General features: G+C 76.0%; 2 protein-coding genes and 1 pseudogene. 2 read left to right on the forward strand and 1 reads right to left on the reverse strand.

All coding sequences use genetic code 11. From position 1 onward, the window contains the following. Both DZF91_RS40365 and era read left to right on the forward strand, forming a co-directional pair. Positions 1–1,306, forward strand: a pseudogene (locus tag DZF91_RS40365) (hypothetical protein); the annotation flags it as partial. A gap of 135 nt (positions 1,307–1,441) precedes the next feature. Further along, positions 1,442–2,377 carry a GTPase Era gene (gene era, locus DZF91_RS25765; RefSeq protein WP_117359791.1) on the forward strand — a complete coding sequence of 312 codons (936 nt, stop codon included), beginning with the start codon at positions 1,442–1,444 and terminating at the stop codon, positions 2,375–2,377. Here era and DZF91_RS40370 read toward each other — a convergent pair. Continuing rightward, positions 2,368–2,915: hypothetical protein (locus DZF91_RS40370; protein ID WP_158588049.1), on the reverse strand; the 548-nt coding region annotated here is incomplete at its 5' end. The genes era and DZF91_RS40370 overlap by 10 nt on opposite strands.

Consider the following 2,915-nt stretch of genomic DNA (forward strand, 5'->3'; position numbering starts at 1 on the left):
GGCCGCCGAGCTCTGGGACCGCGCCGCCTCCGCGCTCGGCCCCGGCCGGGTGCGCGAGCGGCTGGAGCTGGAGATCCGGGCGATCCGGGCGTCCGCGCTGGCCGGGGCGGTCGTGCCGTCCCGTGCCCGGCGGGCCCGCTGCGTCGCCGAGGCGCGGGCGCTGGGCGACGTGGAGCTGCTGACCCGCACGATCGTCGCGTTCGACGTCCCGACCCTGTGGACGGCCCGCGAGTACGGCAGCCTGGACACCGGGCTGCTGGCCGCCGCGCACGAGGCCCTGGACGGCCTCCCGGACGGCGCGGATGAGCTGCGCGCCCGGCTGCTCACCACGATCGCGATCGAGCAGGAGGGCGAGCCCGGCGGCGAGGGGCCCCGGCGGGCCGACGAGGCGCTGGCGCTGGCGCGCCGCGTGGGCCGCCCGGAGACCCTGGCCGCCGCGCTGAACGGCCGCTACATCAACGCCTACCGCCGCGCCGCCGACCGCGACCTGCGGCTCGCCCTCGCGACCGAGCTGCTGGAGCTGGCGACCGCGCACGAGCTGGCGGCCTACCAGGTGCTGGCCCACCTGCAGCTCCAGCAGGTGCACATGGCCCGGCTGCGTCCGGCCGAGGCGGCCCGTCACCGCGCCGAGGGACAGCGCCTCGCCGAGCAGTACGGGCTGCCCCTGCTGCGCCGGATCAGTGAGTGGCACCGCGCCCTCGGCCACGCGTTCTCGGCCGAGTTCGACGAGGCCGAGCGCGCCTACCGGGAGGTCGGCGACGACATGTCCCGCTCGGGGATCTGGGCGAGCGAGCAGGGCGTGACGTTCTTCGGGATCTTCTGCGTCCGGCTCGTGCGCGGGCGGGTCGCGGACATGGTCGAACCGGCGGCGTGGATGGCCGGGCAGTGGCCGCACATCAGCGCGACCGCCGACCTGCTCGCCCTCGCCCTGGCCGCCGCCGGGCGGACGGACGAGGCGCGGCGGGCGGTCGAGGACGCGGGACCGGTCCGTCCGGACTACTTCTACGAGCTGGCCCTGGCCCTGCGCGCCCGCCGCGCGATCGTCCTCGGCGACCCGGGCCTGGCGGCCGAGTGCCTGGCCGCGCTGCTGCCGTTCGCCGACCACATCGCCGGGGGAGCGAGCGCGGTCGCCACGATCGGGCCGATCGCCCAGACCCTCGGCGACCTCGCGGCGTTCCTGGGCCGTCCGGACGAGGCCGCCGGGCACTACCGGCAGGCGATCCGGGTCGCCGGGGCGATGGGCGTCGAGCACTGGTCCCGGGCCGCCGCCGACGCCCTGCGCGCCCTCGGCGCCCCGGCCGCCTGACCCTCCGATGAGCTCCCCGGCGGCCTGCGGGGGACGTCTCCGCCGCCCGCCGGAGCGCGCCGCCGGACGACAGGTGGGCGGCCGGTGGACGACCGGTGGACGAGGCGCTACGCCGCGTCGGCGACAATTGGTCACGTGACATCGCCAGGATCGCCAGCAGAGTCCCCGCAGCCCGAGCCGTTCCGGTCCGGGTTCGCCTGCTTCGTCGGACGGCCCAACGTGGGCAAGTCCACGCTGATGAACGCGCTGGTCGGAACCAAGGTGGCGATCACCAGCAGCCGTCCGCAGACCACCCGGCGGGCGATCCGGGGCATCGTGCACCGCCCGGACGCCCAGCTCGTCGTGGTCGACACGCCCGGCCTGCACAAGCCGCGCACGCTGCTCGGCGAGCGGCTGGACAGCCTGGTCCGCTCCACCCTCACCGAGGTGGACGTGATCGGCTTCTGCGTCCCCGCCGACCAGCCCGTCGGGCCCGGCGACAAGTACATCGCGCGCGAGCTGGCGAACGTGAAGGGCACGCCGGTGGTGGCGATCGTCACCAAGACCGACCTGGCGTCCCCCGAGCAGATCGCCAAGCAGCTGCTCGCGGTGGGGGAGCTGGGCGTCTTCGCCGACATCGTGCCGTGCTCGTCCGAGAACGGGTTCCAGGTGGACGTGGTCGGCGACCTGCTGATCAAGCACCTGCCGGAGGGCTTCGCGCTCTACCCCGAGGGCGACCTGACCGACGAGCCCGAGCAGGTGCTGGTCGCCGAGCTGATCCGCGAGGCGGCGCTGGAGGGCGTCCGGGACGAGCTGCCGCACTCGATCGCCGTCAGCGTGGACGAGATGTCCCCGCGCGCCGGCCGCGAGGACCTCACCGACATCTACGCGCACCTCTACGTGGAGCGGCCCAGCCAGAAGGGCATCATCATCGGGCTCAAGGGCTCCCGGCTGAAGGACGTCGGGCAGCGCGCCCGGCGGCAGATCGAGGCCCTGCTCGGCACCAAGGTCTACCTCGACCTGCGGATCAAGGTCCTCAAGGACTGGCAGCGCGACCCCAAGCAGCTCCGCCGCCTCGGCTTCTACGACTGATCGCCGAGGGGCCGTCCGGCGGCGCGGGCCCGCGCCCGCAGCACCAGCGGGCGGGCGACCGGGCGGACCAGGCTGAGGCCGACGACCAGCAGGGCCGCGGCGGCGCACAGGTACCAGCCGTAGTCGAGCGAGACGGTGGTGTGCGAGGCGGCGAGCGCCCCCTCGCCGCCGATCCGGTCGCCGGCCCGGCGCAGCCGCAGCGCGAACACCGCGCAGTCGACCAGCGCCAGGGCGCCCGGAAGCGCGGCCAGGCAGGCGATCCGGTCGTCCCGGCCGGCCGCGCCCCACACCGCGAGCACGATCGCCGCGAGGGCCAGCACGGGGACCACCACGACGGTGCCGTCCGCCTCGATGCCCGCGACCGCGCCGAGGTCGTCGGCGACCGAGGTGCCGAGCAGGTCGATGAACACCTCCAGCCGCGCCCACGGCAGGAACGCCGAGACCAGCATGGTCACCGCGGCGAGGACGGGCGGCAGGCTCCAGAGCGCCCCGGAGCGGCGCCGCGCGGGGGCGCCGGCGACCGCCGCCCCGGGCTCCC

The sequence above is a fragment of the Actinomadura logoneensis genome, from assembly GCF_003428695.1.
GTDB classification, from domain to species: Bacteria; Actinomycetota; Actinomycetes; order Streptosporangiales; family Streptosporangiaceae; genus Spirillospora; species Spirillospora logoneensis.